We start from the raw sequence: 15538 nt of genomic DNA on the forward strand, positions 1-15538 counted from the left end.
TGCTCGTTAAAAACGCTGATAACGGCGTTAAAGATTTTGTAGGTAGAACAACTACCTACGGCAATCTTCGCCTTGTTCTCAGCGATTTTTCCGGCGCAATTTTCTGACCAGTTAATTACTTCGATTGGTATTATGGCTTAACGCATTAAGCCAACATCTTTTTGCATGTGAGACGAAAGATCGTCAGCAAAGGCACTGTTCTTGCTGCTGTTGTCAACAAACAAGATATCCATCAAGTGCATCATCAATCCTTTGAAACTAAGTGAATAAGCTTTTTTCTCTTTAGCTGATGAAACCACGAGCGCATCAAAGTTAAATGTCTGTGCCATAGTATCCTCTCTTAATTTCGAATTTGGTGTTCTGTTACGGCTAAATATAGTGCGAGATTAGCATGTTGCATAGTGACTAAAATTTCCGTTTCGGATTAGTTTATCTAATACCAAATAAGTACTGAATATTTATGCAATCCATGAGCCAGGAGTTAACTTAAGATATTGAATAGTAAGGTTTTAATGCGAAAATTAGCGGGCCCAATTTGACTAATAATGAGATTTAACAATCCCTTAACAACAAGTATGAGGGTAAATTATTCTGACCCTAATAGTGACTAACGAGAGACAAACACTCAACTGGCCTTAATCGTTAATTAAATTAACGTAAAATTTGACTAAGTTGTGTTGAAATAGACTTTTTACTCTCGAGATTTTGCAAGTAGTAAATAAAGCAATCCGCCATGCTCATATCGCTGACATAATTTTCTGACTGAGTACGTAAAATGGCATCGTACCCCTCTCGTCCCGTCATTGTATACGCTGACGAACAGCCACAGTATACCTCGTGGTCTTTAGCCAGTTCCCAGTGCCCATCAATAAGAATCGACAAATCCACCACACGTTGTCGCTCAGCGTCATTGTCACAATCAACTAAGTTAAATCGCAAACCGTAGCAATAAGGAAAACTTCCACTTCCGGTCCCTGTTTCAGAAAGTGCATTATCTACCGCGCCTTGAAGCACCGCCCTCACATCTTTTCCTTTTAATGTGTAGCAGCCAACAGAGACAGTAAACGGCAATATTTTCCCTGCTATATCAGCCTTAGTAACGACACCATCGTAAAGAGAGGCCCGCACCCCCCCAGCATTGTGGATCGCAAAGGATGGACGACAACCATTTAGACGAATCTGTTGATCCCGCATTGCAATATAAAACGCTTTGGCAACCAATGGCGCGACTTGTGAACCTGTTGTCGGATCATTAAGTTCATGAGGGATCCGCTGATGCCTAAGAGGCTTTGACAAAGTGACAAGGGATTGCTGGGCCAATGCATCCACCGCAGGTTTAAACTTTTCGTCAAGCAATTGGGTAATCGCAGTGTGCTGCGCGCATTGCACAAACTCCGATTTAGAGTTGATCAGGTTGACAAATGGCGCACTGCGCTCTTCATCTAACGCTAAGGTCTGTTTGGCATCTTTGTACAGCGTACGACCTATAAGCAGCTCATTATAGCCACGAAAATACACCACATCGCCGTGAGCATTAAAGTCCAACTCACAATGCCCCAACGCCATCGCATGACAACCAGATTGGACAATATGTGTTCCGTTAACTTTAACGCCGTAGGGATCGACGTAAGCTCGGCCAATATCTTCAAAATCCCCCTGGAGCACATGAGAGTGCCCACCAACAATCAAGCCAATACCTGCCACTTCGTTGGCCAAGCGTTTATCGCCATCGTACCCAAGGTGACTCAAAACGATAATATTCCGGATCCCAGCATTATGAATAGCCGCCACAGTATTGCGAGCAACTCTCACAGCATCCTCAAAGGGCGTGTCGTCATCGGGAGCCGAAATGTCTGCCATCTTATCTATACTGAGGCCAAACAGGGCTACAGGAGCCGCATGAGTTGGCTTTACCAGCCAAGACGCCCTATCTTCATTGGGAGAGTAGCTGTGTACATGTGGCTGCTTGGAGAATAAAAATGACTTGTCATTGCATTCTTGGGTAAGGTCCCAGTTTCCCGCTAACAGTGGAAACTTCATCTGCTGGCAAAAGGGTGCAAAGGCTTCATTGCCCATATCTAACTCATGATTACCCAAAGCCATAGCGTCAGGTGCTAATGCATTTAATAACTCAACATTGGCTTGGCCTTTATAAAGCGAAAAATACAACGACCCCTGAAAGCAATCTCCGGCGTGCAGAAACAGATAATTTCGTTGGTCTTGGTGTGATTGCTCTCGCCAGTATTGAACTCTAGTGTGAATACGTGCAAATCCGCCTACACTGGCAAACGCCTCTTTATTGCCAGTTTCGGTATGAATCTGCAGCGGCAGTGGGCTAGGCTCGAAGTGAGAGTGCGTGTCGTTGAGGTGCGCAATACGAATGCGTGTGACATCACCTGATGTCGAAATGGTCTTTTTTATCATGCATACGATACTAACGCACAACGTATGACATTCCTATGATCAGTAATGCGAACCCACATCAATAAATCGGCAACGTAAAAATGATCAATCGAGTGAATTCGTGAAGCGTTGTGTAAACAGCACAGTCGCAAACCGCTATACTAAATAAAAAGCGGTTATGGAGAAAGTATGTTACTAAGTCGTATAGACATTTCCGGTTTCCGTGGCATCGGTCGGTTATCATTATCAACCGGACTATTAACAACCTTCATCGGTGAGAATACCTGGGGTAAATCCTCGCTCCTCGATGCCCTATCCATCGCATTGCCCATTGAGCAGTCTCTGCACGCTTTTACGATTGAGGACTTCCACTTAGATCGTGCCACCTCTAGGCCGCAAACTCAGCATCTCGACATAATATTACGCCTAGAAGAAAGCTACCCCGGTGAACATCGCACTGGACGCTACCGAAAAATTAAGCCGCTTTGGCAACCATCAGACAATGACAAGCGATGCATTTTATATCGAGTATGTGCTGATAGAGACGCCAATAAAATCACCTCCCAATTTGAATTTCTCGATGTCGAAGGCGCAGTACTGCAGTTGCATCACAGTGAAAAGTTAGCCTTGGAGCTGATGGGGCTTCATCCGGTTATCCGGCTGAGAGACGCACGCCGCTTTAAACGAGAACTCAGTACCAATGGTCATGCATCTAGAATCGAAAAACGCATTGAAAACACCTGCCGACGATTAGCAAGCCAACCCGGGCACGTCAGCAAAGGTGAGCTAAAAAGTTCATTCAACTCAATGCGAGATCTGATTGATCACTATTTTGCGTTTACGCAAACCCATCGTAAAAGCGGGCCGCTTAAGCGTGATGGTATGTACTATTCTGAAAACCCGATTGGCCCAAGCAGTCTTAAGCAAGTGGCCAATAACAACAATAAACAAACACGCCTGCAACTGATGGCGGTTTTAAATACCTTTCTGCAGGCTAAAGGTCCCAATGAGCTTAGACGGTGCGCTAGGCCGATACTGATCATTGAAGATCCTGAAAGTCGACTCCACCCTACTCACCTTTCAAGAGCTTGGGGCCTGTTACAGTTGCTGCCAATGCAAAAACTACTGACCACTAACAGTGCTGTGTTACTTGCGGCGGTTCCTCTTTGGTCAATAAATCGTTTAGTTCGAAAGTCAGACAGAACCGTTGCGACCACGTTACTCAAAAAACGTCTTAGCGATGATGAGCTTCGTCGAGTAGGTTTTCATATTCGTTTCCATCGTTCAAGCGCACTGTTTGCACGCTGCTGGTTACTTGTTGAAGGTGAGACGGAAGTCTGGCTGTTTAACGAGTTGGCCAAACTGTGTGGCTACGATTTAGCTGCGGAAGGGGTGCAGATCATAGAATTTGCTCAATCAGGGCTGAAATCGCTGATAAAAGTCGCCAAGTCGTTCGACATTGATTGGCATGTAGTGACAGACGGCGATGCCGCCGGTAAAAAATACGCAGCGACGGTATTACACCAACTTGGTGGCGAACAACCAAGGCATCGCCTCACAGAGCTTCCCGACAAAGACATCGAGCACTACATGTACAGTAATGGCTTTGAGCACTTTTTTAGGGACTTAATAAAGGTGCCCTATGACCACCCTATTCCCGCTAAAAAAGTCATCGTGCGGGTACTCAAAAAGTTTGCTAAGCCCGACTTGGCTCTAGCAATCGTAAGACGCTGTGAAGAGCAAGGGCCCGATGTCATCCCAATTTTGCTGCGATGGACATTAAAGCGTGTAATCTCGATGGCTAATGGTAATACCTGATCACCTTGAGGTACGCAACGTGGGGAAGGCACACTGTCAATGAATGAGCCATTATTGGTCTAAGTTATTTAAAGCGTAAAAAAAGCCAGGAACAACCTGGCTTTCTATTCATCAGTCGAACGGACCAGCGATTATTTTTTTACACCTTCAATGTGCAATTCCATGTCCGCATAGCTCGAGGTGCCCATCACCGCAATGTTAAAGTCTGCGAGTTCAATACGGGTTGTCCCCATGAAACCAGCACGATAGTTACCCCAAGGGTCGTTGCCTTCACCGATAAACGATGCATCTATGGTTATAGGCTTAGTCACGCCGTGAAGAGTGAGATCGCCCATAATGGCCATAGTACCTTCACCGGTCGATTTTACTGAGGTGCTAACAAACTTAGCTTCAGGAAATTTACCTGCGTCGATAAAGTCTCCGCTACGAATGTGCTTATCACGTTCTGCGTGGTTGGAGTCTAGACTGGTGGTATCGACATTCACCATCACTTTTGATGTTTCTACATTATCGCTGTCATAACTAAAGCTTCCATCGAACGTATTGAAGCGCCCCTTAATAAAACTATACCCTAAATGGCTAACTTTGAAGTTTATTGACGCATGCGCGCCAGCAGAGTCAATCATGTAGTCAGCCGCGTGCCCAACAAAAGGCGTGCTTAATAGTGCTGCTGTGGCAAACGCTAAAATTCCTTTTTTCATTTTTTATCTCCTAACATTTTTCGTAATGTATTGTCTTTATCGATGAAATGATGCTTTAAAGCAGCTGCAGCGTGTACGGCAACTAAAGCGATTAGACTTACCGCAACCCAATAATGTACTTGGCCCGCTAAGTCGGCTTGATTATCAAACAGTTTCCCCATGGAAGGGACGTCAAACCATCCAAACACTGAAATGGCTCGTCCATCTTCTGTAGAGATTAAGTAGCCCGAGGTGAACAGAACAAACAACAGAGCGTACATCGCCAAATGAGCCAACGTCGCGACTCGCTTCTCCCATGGCTTGCCTACCATCTCTGGCGCTTTACTCAACGCTTTCCACAACACGCGAGACACCGTGACCAGTGCTAACAAGATGCCAACGGATTTATGCCATGTTGGCGCAGTCTGATACCAACTGCTGTAGTAGTTTAAGTCAACCATCCATAAACCCAATCCAAACAGACCAAACACCGTCACGGCGGATAGCCAATGGAAGATACGAGCTAACAGGTTGTATGAGTTTGGTGTTGATGAGTCCATCACTGGACATCCTTCTATTTAAAGTTTTTGTGGTTGAGTTAAGTCTATACACTCATTGACGAGACGATACCCTGCACGCTTGAAAGTCCTGTTCAATATTTTTGAACAAGTGAAGAACGCCGTACCTTTAGGCATATCACTGGTTTGGGCAGCCAAAGTTCACATTTCCTAGTCACAAATAGACTTACTACGTGTCTTTCCTTTATTATTTGCCACTCAATTAACTGTTTATGCAGGTCAAATTTAGCGTGCTGAAAGATATAGTTATCAAGACGATTAACGAATTTCAAAAAGACTGCTTGGAGCTGTGTAAGAATCACTACCCAACAGTTCATAATAAAGGCATGAGTGAGCACCATTTAGCGCGCACCTTTATTCGTCGCATTGAAACTAATTTCACCCACTTTAAAATTGAAAATAGAGTTCATCCCTTAGAAACATCAGAGGCTTTCGAGCATCCAGCTCAGTTTCGAATTTCAACGGCGGAAGGGACCATTTGGCTGTTGTCACAGCACCTATTAAGCGCGAACCAAAATCATCGTCGCCGATTATTTGCCGAGATCACTAATTGGCACCAGGAATACAGTTTCGCAATCCAGCCCAATGACTTTCTCGTTGTGCTGTGCGACCACTGGTTTACTAAAAGTGTTTCAAGTCGAGAGTTGCTCAGTTGGTGGCATGGCGACTTACCTATTGAATCAAAGCTCTATTCTCAGGCGGGTATTAATTTATTACCCAGCGAAACAAGCTTTGTCCAAGCACTCGATTGCCAGTTTGGCATTGCACCGTGCTTTATCACTCATGGACACCCCCTGCTAAGCAACCAGGCCCAAACGAAAGTATTCAAATACGTTCAGCTTTACGCAATATTTGAGTGGCAATAGCTAGGTTCGGCAATAGTTAGGTTGGTTCATGCACGTTTACCTACATCTTTTGAATGATTTATTATGCATTGGGTCTGAATGCTATTAGTGCAATCTTACAGCTAATTCTCGCCGAAAAGTGATTTACCTCTCAAAAAGCAACCGAAAACATGTTGTGAATTTGTGTCTTTCTCGCATTTAAATTGTTGGCTAAATGACCAGTTTCACGCTCGTAGAGTGACGAACTACACAAACTGATAGCCTGATTACGCTGCACCTAACCGAACGATTGACAATATAATGACAGGTGTCAACATATTGGTGTATCAATCTTGTATGGAAGCAGTGATTCAACCGTGTTGGAACGTAAGCAATTAGACATTATCTTAGAAAACGATCGAGGTCAGTTTTACGCTGAGTATCGCAGTGCTATGTTGACGTCTGTATTCCAGCCAATTTTCGATCGACAAGGCAACGTATTTGGCTACGAAGCCCTACTGAGGATCATTAGTCAAAAGGGCGATCATATTCGACCTGACTTGTTTTTTTCCTCTCAGAAAATTTCCTCGCATGATAAGCACCAGGTCGAGCAAATCAGCCGCCAGCTTCATCTGCTTAATTTTCGCCATTCAGATTTTTCATCACATCATCTATTCCTCAATGTTCTTCCCGACGCTACGCAAAAATTATCAGAGCAATTAGAGCGTTCCCCTCGTGAGTTTAACGAGGGGAATATCGAGAACATCGTATTTGAATTCGTAGAGTTTGCAGCAAGCGATGAGAGTCAATTTAATCATGCTGCAAAGAAAATCGCCTCAAACGGCAGTAAAATTGCGGTTGATGACTATGGTATCCAACACTCAAACAAACGGCGCGTAGACTCTATTGAGCCTCAAATCATAAAGTTTGACCGAAGCTTACTTAGGGCGTTCATGCAAGGTGACAAAAACAATCTACTTGATGGCCTAAAGGTAGCAAAATCGATTCAAGCAAAAACCGTTATTGAAGGGATAGAATCAGCTTCGGACATGCTGGCAATGCAAGAGTTAGGGTTTAATTACTTTCAGGGATTTTATTTGGCCCTACCTCAAACTCTCCCTTCGAGAACCGCAGTTTTGCGTGCATAAACAGTTTGACATTCGAACCACCATTTACAGAACAACAACCGGAATGACAACGGGATCACGCATTTACCGCACGCAAATAAATTTGAATTGACATCACAAGCACAGACACTAAGGTGTAGACTTTCACTGTTGTAAACGTCATTCAAGAGACACCAAATTGCCACCTTCTCGACATCGCAATAATCTCATCTATTACACTGGTTGGCTCACTGTTTGGCTATCACTGGCCGGAGCCGTCGCTTCTTTAACGATGCTGTATCAAACTGAGGTATCACAAGGTAATGCTGTATTTGGTGAATGGGTAGAAATGAAAGCCCCGCCCTATAATACGGAAGTATTCGAACTCTCTGCCATAGGGGTAACACAAAACAGCCGTGTTGTGTCGACAAAATTTGTTTACACCGGCAGTACGATCACCTTTTATCGAGGCGATACACAGCACCAGTATCAAGTCGTTAATAGGGATAAATCATTGATTCGGCGCATTACGCCTGCACCTAGAGGGGTTTATTTTGCCAAGTATGGCTCAGAAGCTTACCTAGACCGTACGACAGAGCCCGAACCCTCCACTCGTGGTCCAATTCAATTTCGTACCATCGAATAATCAACTTTCAAGTTGTGCTGATAGCTCATACTTCTCCATCAATGAATAAAGTGTAGGTCTTGCAACACCGAGCAATTGTGCCGTATGGGTCACATTACCTTCGCTCAGAACTAAGGCCTTACTTATCGCAGACTTTTCGGCATCTTCGCGAATCTTCCTAAGATTGATAGACACTTCTCGCTCTGCGCGTGGCATCATAAGATCGCCTTCAGTCAATTGCTTGCCGTCGCACATAATTAGTGCGGACTTAATTTTATTTTGTAGTTCTCGAATATTTCCTGGCCACGGATAAGCAAGTAAGCTTTGCAACGCGTCTTCTGTAAAACCTTGGATCTTGTTTTTTTTGTCGCCAATATACTGCTCTAAAAAGAACTTTGCTAATAATATCACGTCTTCTTCGCGCTCTCTAAGCGCAGGTGAGTGGATCACGATTTCACTGACGCGATAATACAAATCATCTCTGAATCGCTTTTCTTGCATCATTTGAGTAAGGTCTTGGTGTGTAGCACATATGACTTTCACATCCACGGTAATTTCTCGTCGGCCACCTATTCGCTCAATGACACTTTCTTGCAGAAATCTCAGCAACTTAGCTTGTAAGCCAAACGGCATGTCGCCAATTTCATCGAGGAATAACGTACCACCATTGGCTTGCTCAATTTTACCAATTGTGGTTTTATGCGCTCCGGTAAACGCGCCTTTTTCAAAGCCAAACAGTTCACTTTCCAGCAGGTTTTCTGGTATTGACGCACAATTTATCGCTACAAATGGCTTATCAACGCGTTCGCCACGCTGATGAATTGCCCTCGCGATAACCTCTTTGCCGGTGCCACTTTCTCCCAAAATAAGTGTTCGGATCTCAGTGTTGGCAATCTTTTCGACCATACGACGAATTTCAGCCACTTTAGGACTAACACCAATAAAGCCGTGTTCGTCCAAGCTATTTTCTTTTAAACGCTCATTTTCGACCTCTAGCTGAGCTACTTTCATCGCTCTTGAAATCATCACTTTTAATATGTCGATATCTATCGGCTTTTCATAAAAATCGTGCGCGCCATGTTCTATACACTGAAGCGCAGTGGCTTTGTCGTCGTTCCCGGTGATCACAATGACTTTCGAGTATGGTAGAAGCGAGAGTAGCTCTTGCAGAGTTTTTAGCCCTTCCGTGGCGTTATCGGGATCGGGTGGAAGTCCTAAATCTAACGTGATAACCGCGGGCTCAAAACGACGGGCTGCTGCGATGGCTTCATTTCGAGTGGAGGCGAATACTAGCTTGTAGTCAGACAAACCCCATTTGAGCTGTTTTTGAATTCCTAAGTCATCTTCTACGACTAATACCTTGGACATGCCTAGCACCTTTTTTCTGTTTTCGGTAGGGTAATTTGAAACTCTGAACCCTTTCCTACCTGCGATTTCACCAACAACGTTCCCGACAAAGACTCAACAAATGACTTCGCTTCAAATGCACCAATACCCATGCCCGAATTGCCTTTTGTTGTGTAGAATGGTTTGAATAATTTATTGTCTATGAATGTTTGTTCCATCCCAGTTCCATTATCGGCTATTTTGATTACATAGGCCGTCTCAGCATTAATAAACTGCACTTCTACCCGATGTTGATAATCGTCATTTCGCTTGGCTTGTAAGGCATTGGTGATCAGGTGGGTCAAAATATTGGTAAAGGTTTCCCTATCGGCGAATAAATGGCCATCTTCGCTATTTGAAAACACTAGCTCCAACTCACTAAATTCTGAATTGCAGCAGTTTAGCGCTTCCTCTATTTGAGGAATAATAGAAAACCACTCTTTATTGTCTTCTGAATACTGTTGCTTTTGAGTCAGCTGTTTCACGGTTTTATCTAAACGCTGACTCGCAGCGGCCACCGTGTCGAACGTATCACTAATAAATTCAGGGTTATCTCTGTGCGCACTGGCATTTTGGGTTATTAGGTTGAGTTGCGCAGACACATTTTTAAGATCATGCAATATGAACGCAGACGTCCGATGAAAGCTCTCAAATTACTGAGACTGATTGAGCATAGCGTGTGTATTATCTAGATGAAGGTTAACGGCTATATGTGAAGCCAACACGTTTAAAAAATCTCGGTCTTCGTAGTCTAAATCAAAGCCCGATTGCAAGTTTGACAGCATGAATACACCGTGGGTTTCGTTACAGGTGAAAGGGACAAACAGGGTAAATGGCTGCAAAGCTTCGACATCGTCAATCGTCACATTGAATCTTTTAAGTTCTTCATCTGACAAATGCTCAAAATCTAAAATCCATTTTTGCTGAATAAGCGACTGCATAACTTGAGTAGGCAGAGCCTCGTTATCGCGGCTTACACGCTCTCCAACGCTCGCTTTTAGCAACATTTTCTGACCTTCAATAAGGTACAACGCACCGACTTTGGCATCAAAAGGCGCCATAATAGAGGTTAGAGAGCTTTCAAATATCTGTTCTCGTCCCTGGGTCAAGTTTTGGGTAAAACGCAGCCATTCCGAGCGATAATCATATTTGTTGGTGTAAAAGTGTTTACCGATAAACACTTTCATTTCTTTGCGTAGCCTTCCCATAAAGATAAACATCGCAATTGCGAGACCCAATGCGGCTAACAAGCCAAACTCAAAGTAGTAATATTGGCTTTTTACATGGCTCTCTACATACACATAGACAAGCGACACGACCAATAAGAAACCACCAAGAAACACCAACACAGAACCGCTATAAACAACATCACGCGACAAATACAGTGAGCGCTCATTCGCTCCGTGTTGACGACGAATATCCAGTGCGATCAGCGGCGCAATGACCACCAATATCCAACCCAATATCTCTATAAAGAAAGAGTAAAAACTGCCACTCAGAATAGCGGCACTAAATACCAAACCGCCACTGGCAAAAAAGACCACCGCGAACAATGTCAACGGCTTGGCTACCCAGCGACTTAGCTGGTTACGGCGCCAATAACGCTCTACGGCCAGCAATCCAATGATCATCTGAGATAAGTGCACCAGATACAGCTGAGAGCTACTAAGAATTGACCAACGTACCCAATTAAGTTCAATAAATACTATTACGACGCTACTGAGTAGCAGCAAACCATTAAGAGGTCTTAACAGCAACCGTTTACAATCGACATCGGGATCACTCTTGCGAATCAGCAGTGCAATAAGTGCCGAGGTATACAGCAGGTGCAAACTGAGTAGGTGAGTTAGAAGACCCTTTTCCGAAAATAGCAGATACGCATAATAACTGAATGCGCCTCCTAACATGATCAGAAGAACGTGTAATGGGTGGGGCATTCCAACGCGTTTGCGATTGATTAATATCACTACAATCAAGACTAGATGAACTAGCGACGCAATAAAATAACCTAAGCGAATAGCCTCTATCATTGTGTTCTCCAATCTAGCTTCGCAATTTGGTTATTGATTACGTGTACAATGCCAATACACAAATTCCATACTTGGGGTAGTTGATCCCGATAGAAAAAGGACAACAGCAACAAACTAGGCACATACACAGATACCCCAGTGCCAACAGAGATTGCAAGAGTGATACCATCACTATATGGCAATTGAGTACACCAGTTCACAGCCCAATACATCAACAACGTTGGTGTGAATACAACAAAACTAAGCTTAGAGAAAAAACGCAGTCCTACCTCAAGGGTGTATTTGTATACAAAGAGTAAAAATACGCTGAAGATGAGCGCAACGATCGCCCGAATGTATGACAACCCCTCGATACCCTGATCTCGGAACAGGTAAAAGCCCGCACAAACCAATGTAATGATCACGCTGTCGAGCACCAACACCAGTTTAAATTTCTCACGCGCAATGAGACTCGGCATCAAAGGCAAGTACAACATGGCTGACATCATCAACCAGGTAACGTGCTTCACAACGGGTATCGCTTCTAGCCAGTTGGGACCTAGCACCACTTTGACAAATAACTCCGCAACCGCAAAAGTGCCAAACGCGCTTGGAACAAGCAGTGCAAAGTTTAAAGCGAGCTGATTACATGCAATATCGCGCATTTTAGTCATGCTACTTTTTACTGATGAATACCCAGCGAGAAGTCCACGTTGAAGTGGGAAGGTTATTTCGGTCATAGGAAGCCAACTAAACTCCTGTGCCGTGGAATACAGACCTACTGACTTTGTGGAAACCAAATTACCTAACAAAAGAATATCAATCCGCGAGCGCAGGTACCCAAAAATTGATGTCGCTACAGTCCACTTAGAAAATCGCCACTGCTCCTTCCAATGTTTGCTGCACCAATAAGGTCTGTAAGCGCACAGCCAATACCCAGCGATGACTTCCACAGACTGCAGAACTACAGTGCCCACAATGAGAGCCCAATAGTTTTGCCATACCAGTGCCAAACCAATGGAAACAATAACAGACACTGTTTTGGACACGATTAGGGTTAAGGTGAGCTGCCGAAAATTAAACGTCTTTTCTTGCAGGTCGAGCCCGACATTTCTAAACGAGCTAATCAGCAAGTTAAATGAAATAACCGTAAGCACCAAACGCATTTCTGGTGCGTTAGTATAAGCCGCTAGCAACGGTGCGCTCGCAATTAAGAACATTGTAAAAAGAGCTCGAATTGCAATATTAAGGGACCATACACTGCTGATTTGATCCGGCGTTAAGTTATCTTTAACTAAGATATACCTTACTGCACCTGCCTGAGAGAGTGCGGCAAAAAGGGAAACAAAAAAGGTGGCCAAAGCAACGACACCAAAGTCTGATACGTCGAGTAGACGTAGCAGAATTAACGTGCTGCATATACCAATTAACCGGTTGTACCACTTAGCGACAAGTGCCCATTTTGCGCCACTAAGCATTCCTTGTTGTACTGACATCTCTTTACATCCTACATAGAGTACAGTGTTTACTTACTGGTATTGATTAATGATGCGATCCAGTGCTTTTGGGTCAATGGGCTTGGTGTCTTAGTTGAGGTTACATCGGCTTCCTGATTCTGTGTGGAGGAGCTATGGTGTCCGTTTTGGGCCAATGTGTTTTGATGATTTTCAATTAATTTTTCCAACTGCCTAACCGTTTCTAATTTAGTGGCAATTAGCTCACTAAACGCCCGTTGTAAATCCTGATAGTCACGACTTTCTAACGCGGTTGAAACGACCGATTTCATGAGCGGCTCAGAAGCACGAGGACTGATAGACCCCGATACTTCCTCGTTCATTTCTTCGACCACGGTCGCAACTAATGCTTCGTCTACCGTATCGACTTCTTCTAAGTACGCGGCCAACAGTAAACGGTCCATCAATATGTTAATTTTTCTAGGTATTCCGCTACTGACCTTATTAATTGGAGTAAAAATATCTGCGTCAATTTGGGGATGATTCTTCCAACCCACTTGGTTCAATCGATGCAAAATGTATTGCTCTGTCTGTCCTTTATCGAGCGCCTTGAGGTGACAAGAGGCAATAATTCGCTGACGAAACTGCTCCATTTGAGGCAGTTCAATAATCGATTTTAATTCCTCTTGGCCAAGTAAGAAGCTTTGAATAAGAGGTTGATCATTCACATTTAAATTTGACAGCATTCTCAGCTCTTCAACCGTCTCTGCTGGCAGGTTTTGCGCTTCGTCTACGATTAATAGCGCTCTTTTTCCAGCTGCATTAAGCTGAAGTAGAGCTTTCTCAATTTTTTTAATTTTCTCGCCTTTAGAAAGCGTCTCCGATTCGATGGAAAACTTGCTGCAAACTAGGCTAAGCAGCTCATCTGGGTTGAGATTGGTCGTCACCAATTGAACAACGTGTATCGAGTTATCAACTTGGGCAACGAGATTTTTTGCGATGGTTGTTTTACCGCTACCTATTGGCCCTGTAATGACAATAAACCCTTCTCCCAAAGACATCCCATATTCTAGGTAGCTAAGTGCCTTCTTATGATGCGGACTTGAGAAAAAAAACTTTGGCTCAGGGCTAAGTTTAAAAGGGCGATCGTCGAAGCCGAAATGCTGTTCATACATACTAAAAGTCCAATTTTATGTTTGCTGACGCTCGAATTTCATCGTAGTTGAAACGTCCAACGCTAGAGTCTCGGTGCAGGTAGCTCAGCTCAAAATCACTGGAAATACTTCTTGATAGCTGGTGATTCAGTGTTGCTTTATAGCGCTGATAAAAGTCGTCTTGAGCATTGTTGTCTGCCAGAGTTTGAAAAAAATCGTAATCATCAAAATCAATGCTCAATGCAGAAGACGTTCGGCGCGATAGCTGATGAGTAACCTTGCCCCCATAGCCCAAAGAAAGATCGCTTTCATCAAGCTCAAGCAGGACAGCCTCAATATCTTCAGTGTCTTTATAACTAACGTAAAAATTCCACAAGGTTCTGCCAGCGTTAACTTCAACGTTCCAACGCGCTTCTCTCGAGAGGAATATTTCTCCATCTGCGCCACCACCGGATACAAAAGAATCCCTATCATAGTTGGTCGGATTTTCGTAATAACTTAATGTGTTGGTCACCTTTCTCGAGCGATGAGAGAGTTCAACATCATAGGCATCTCCAAAGAAACGTCGATCATAGCTGGCAGCAAAACGGGTATTACTGGTGGACTGGATATTGATTACCCCTCCCCAGTAGTCCTCGTTCTCAGGGTCGTCGGCAATATTGTAAGAGAGCTCTAAATAATTTAAGCGATTGTACGAATACCGAAGACCACCACCATAATAAAGCGACTCGACATTCTCACCACTTTCTCCAGTGATGTTTTCGTAGTTGACGCGCACAAGCGGAGCGATATCCCAGGGGGTTTGTATCCCAAGTGATTGTCTCAAAACAATGTACTCTGAATCCAATCCGCTCTGTTTGCCTGTTCTAACGTCATACGACCAGTCACTTTGCCAAAACAGTACATCGGCGTCATAGCCGTCGGTTGAAAAAAGCGTGACGCCATAGCCCGAGTTATTGCCCAGGTCATCACTGTTATTATTGATTCGGTAGTAGGCTCGTGAATCTACGTAGGCAGTACCTTGAATAGGATTCGAATAGGTGGCACCAGCCTCCAATTGCGACTCTTGCACTGTGTTACCAGCGAAAATATCGGTAATCGCATTTTGATCATTAAAACGGGCGACATTATCGATCTGAGCATTAGCATAGAGACCAACACCTTCAAGCTTGGTCGCATACAGCCAATTTACGTCCATATCTTGATAGGCTGAGTTTTTATCAGAATCATCGCTGTAGATGAACTGCCGGATCTCGTAGTTGCCTGTTAAGCTGTTCTTGGCCGTTTGATAATCAAAATCCAAACCCGCACCGACATTGAGCACAAATGCACTTTGGGCCTGTTGGCTCTGATTTATGTTGTCACTAAAGGTGAGCCCGCCTAAAGCGTAGGGCTGAACGATTTCTGCTGAATGAGCAACACTCGCGCTTAACGCAACAGTCGCTCCAATCGTCATCCACCGCAGTTCAAACCATTTGATATCCATGTACTTTATCGCCCG

Annotated in this window: 14 protein-coding genes; 4 read left to right on the forward strand and 10 right to left on the reverse strand. The window is 44.0% G+C overall.

The genetic code is table 11. The features are described 5' to 3' along the window. Positions 1–137: 137 nt before the first annotated feature. Together ST37_RS06165 and ST37_RS06170 are read right to left on the reverse strand one after the other, a co-directional pair. The gene (locus ST37_RS06165; protein WP_084884676.1) at positions 138–329 is read right to left on the reverse strand and encodes a hypothetical protein; all 192 of its coding nucleotides are present in this window, start codon (positions 327–329) and stop codon (positions 138–140) included. Between the two features lie 322 nt (positions 330–651). Continuing rightward, positions 652–2424 (reverse strand): bifunctional metallophosphatase/5'-nucleotidase, encoded by a 1773-nt coding sequence (locus tag ST37_RS06170; protein ID WP_084884678.1) that lies wholly within the window; start codon positions 2422–2424, stop codon positions 652–654. A gap of 168 nt (positions 2425–2592) precedes the next feature. Between ST37_RS06170 and ST37_RS06175 the strand changes: the two genes are divergently transcribed. Continuing rightward, complete coding sequence (locus ST37_RS06175; protein ID WP_084884680.1) at positions 2593–4221, forward strand: DUF2813 domain-containing protein; 1629 nt, start codon at positions 2593–2595, stop codon at positions 4219–4221. Between the two features lie 131 nt (positions 4222–4352). On the opposite strand, the gene ST37_RS06180 is transcribed toward ST37_RS06175, so the two are convergent. Beyond that, the gene (locus ST37_RS06180; RefSeq protein WP_084884681.1) at positions 4353–4922 is read right to left on the reverse strand and encodes a YceI family protein; all 570 of its coding nucleotides are present in this window, start codon (positions 4920–4922) and stop codon (positions 4353–4355) included. Further along, positions 4919–5461 carry a cytochrome b gene (locus tag ST37_RS06185; RefSeq protein WP_084884683.1) on the reverse strand — a complete coding sequence of 181 codons (543 nt, stop codon included), beginning with the start codon at positions 5459–5461 and terminating at the stop codon, positions 4919–4921. Before ST37_RS06185 ends, ST37_RS06180 begins: the two co-directional genes overlap by 4 nt. A 248-nt stretch (positions 5462–5709) precedes the next feature. Between ST37_RS06185 and ST37_RS06190 the strand changes: the two genes are divergently transcribed. The 3 genes from ST37_RS06190 to ST37_RS06200 all read left to right on the forward strand — a co-directional run bounded on the left by ST37_RS06190 (position 5710) and on the right by ST37_RS06200 (position 8055). Beyond that, positions 5710–6345, forward strand: a complete 636-nt coding sequence (locus ST37_RS06190; protein ID WP_084885221.1) for a hypothetical protein — start codon at positions 5710–5712, stop codon at positions 6343–6345. Between the two features lie 335 nt (positions 6346–6680). Next, positions 6681–7451 carry an EAL domain-containing protein gene (locus ST37_RS06195; RefSeq protein WP_143698140.1) on the forward strand — a complete coding sequence of 257 codons (771 nt, stop codon included), beginning with the start codon at positions 6681–6683 and terminating at the stop codon, positions 7449–7451. 157 nt (positions 7452–7608) lie between these two features. Next, the gene (locus tag ST37_RS06200; RefSeq protein ID WP_084884687.1) at positions 7609–8055 is read left to right on the forward strand and encodes a DUF2850 domain-containing protein; all 447 of its coding nucleotides are present in this window, start codon (positions 7609–7611) and stop codon (positions 8053–8055) included. On the opposite strand, the gene prsR is transcribed toward ST37_RS06200, so the two are convergent. From prsR to ST37_RS06230, 6 genes are read right to left on the reverse strand one after another with little or no spacing between them, the layout of a single operon-like run. Continuing rightward, positions 8056–9402 carry a PEP-CTERM-box response regulator transcription factor gene (prsR, locus tag ST37_RS06205; RefSeq protein ID WP_084884689.1) on the reverse strand — a complete coding sequence of 449 codons (1347 nt, stop codon included), beginning with the start codon at positions 9400–9402 and terminating at the stop codon, positions 8056–8058. It lies immediately after the preceding gene. Between the two features lie 2 nt (positions 9403–9404). Next, positions 9405–10022 carry an ATP-binding protein gene (locus ST37_RS06210; protein ID WP_172400935.1) on the reverse strand — a complete coding sequence of 206 codons (618 nt, stop codon included), beginning with the start codon at positions 10020–10022 and terminating at the stop codon, positions 9405–9407. Positions 10023–10073: 51 nt separating this feature from the next. Beyond that, entirely contained in the window at positions 10074–11450 is a 1377-nt protein-coding gene (locus ST37_RS06215) for a hypothetical protein (protein WP_084884692.1), read from the reverse strand. After that, a complete protein-coding gene (locus tag ST37_RS06220) occupies positions 11447–12925 on the reverse strand; it encodes an oligosaccharide flippase family protein (protein ID WP_084884694.1) in 1479 nt (492 codons plus the stop codon). The genes ST37_RS06215 and ST37_RS06220 overlap by 4 nt, the downstream gene beginning before the upstream one ends. 29 nt (positions 12926–12954) lie before the next feature. After that, positions 12955–14058, reverse strand: coding sequence for an XrtA/PEP-CTERM system-associated ATPase (locus tag ST37_RS06225; RefSeq protein ID WP_084884695.1), 1104 nt, complete (start codon positions 14056–14058; stop codon positions 12955–12957). A 1-nt stretch (position 14059) separates the two neighbouring features. After that, the gene (locus ST37_RS06230; protein ID WP_143698141.1) at positions 14060–15523 is read right to left on the reverse strand and encodes an outer membrane beta-barrel protein; all 1464 of its coding nucleotides are present in this window, start codon (positions 15521–15523) and stop codon (positions 14060–14062) included. Positions 15524–15538: the final 15 nt, after the last annotated feature.

Origin of the sequence: Vibrio sp. qd031 (assembly GCF_002100145.1) — a bacterium.
GTDB lineage: Bacteria > Pseudomonadota > Gammaproteobacteria > Enterobacterales > Vibrionaceae > Vibrio.